This window comes from Microbacterium sp. Leaf351, assembly GCF_001423825.1.
Classification (GTDB): domain Bacteria; phylum Actinomycetota; class Actinomycetes; order Actinomycetales; family Microbacteriaceae; genus Microbacterium; species Microbacterium ginsengisoli.
This window is the reverse complement of sequence record NZ_LMPK01000005.1, coordinates 9,903-11,381: the sequence shown is the minus strand read 5'-3', so window position 1 is coordinate 11,381 and position 1,479 is coordinate 9,903. Positions and strand designations below refer to the sequence as shown.

General features: G+C 68.4%; 1 protein-coding gene and 1 pseudogene. One reads left to right on the top strand and one right to left on the bottom strand.

Annotated features, from left to right (window positions below):
* Positions 1 to 649 (top strand): annotated as a pseudogene (locus ASG00_RS16425) (glycosyltransferase); the annotation flags it as partial.
* 16 nt (positions 650 to 665) lie between these two features.
* Here ASG00_RS16425 and ASG00_RS02060 read toward each other — a convergent pair.
* Positions 666 to 1,479 (bottom strand): UDP-galactopyranose mutase (locus tag ASG00_RS02060; RefSeq protein ID WP_235559065.1); only part of this gene is annotated, 814 nt, incomplete at its 5' end.

Below are 1,479 nucleotides of genomic sequence, written 5' to 3'. Positions count from 1 at the left end.
CTCGCCGCACCCTCGGGGCGGCCGGCTCACGCGTCACAGCCGTCGGGCAGACCTCAAGCACCTGATGATGATGCAGTACTACCCGGTCACGCTGCGCCACCAGGCGATCCGGGACATCCTCACCGGGCCGGACCACATGTGGCGAACGCTCTCGGAGGCGATGCCCGAGGCACGTGCCGCGGCGACGTCGTTCCCCGAGACCGAGCGCCACCTCTCCTCGTCGCCGGCGGTGAGCCGGCCGGCACGACAGCTTCACCTCCCCGTCGATGAGATCGGCGTCGAGCGCTCCGGCCCCTCCGGTCTGGCCCGCGTCGGCGCGACCGCGGCGGGGGTGCTGCGGCGCTGGTTCGAACCCAGCGCGCCTGCCGACGCCCCCGCGACGGATTTCGCGAAATCGGATGCCACCTGGTGGCGTCTGCCCGGAATCCCCCATGCGAGGGTCGGCACCGCCGACGGCGCGGCGACGAACGTCTACCGTCACGACCGCCGTGCATTCCGAACGCTCCTGCGCGAGAGCATGACGCTGCATCGTCGACTCGAGGCGGAATGGGCGCCCCTCGCGGCGGCATATCGGGCCGCCCTCCCCGATCTCACGAGTCCGACCGCGTGGCGCGTGCACCTGGGTCTTCGGCCGAGCGAGTCCGACTAGCGGGCAGCGCGGACGCTCACGCCAGTGTGTTGTTCCACATCGAGAGTGCCGCGCCGATGGCCATGTGCATGTCGAGGTACTGATACGTGCCCAGTCGGCCGCCGAAGTGCACGTCGACCTCGCCCTTCGCGAGCTCGCGATACGCGAGCAGACCCGCTCGGTCGGTCGGGGTGTTGACGGGGTAGTACGGCTCGTCGTCGCGCGTCGCGAAGCGGGAGAACTCCCGCATGATCACGGTGCGCTCGCGCGGGTAGCGGTCGGCACGCTCGGGGTGGAAATGCTTGAACTCGTGGATGCGCGTGTAGGGGACGTCAGCGTCCGCGTAGTTCATCACGGGGGTTCCCTGGAAGTCGCCGACCTCCAGCACCTCCTCATCGAAGTCGAGCGTGCGCCAGGAGAGTTCCCCCTCGCTGAAGTCGAAGTACCGGTCGACCGGACCGGTGTAGACGATCGGGACCTGCCCCACGGTCGCCGCCTTGTTCAGCCCTTGCGATTCGTCGAAGAAGTCGGTGTGGAGCTTCACCTCGATGTTGCGGTGATCTGCCATGCGCTCGAGCCAGGCGGTGTACCCGTCGGTGGGGAGCCCCTCCCACGTGTCGTTGAAGTAGCGATTGTCGTATGTGTAGCGAACGGGGAGACGGCTGATGATCTCGGCGGGGAGGTCCTTCGGATCGGTCTGCCACTGCTTCGCCGTGTAATCGCGAATGAACGCCTCGTACAGCGGGCGCCCGATGAGGCCGATGGCACGCTCCTCCAGATTGCCGGCGGAGGCGGCGTCGAATTCGCCCGCGAGCTCCGTCACCTTGCGGCGGGCCTCGTCCGGCGAGAAC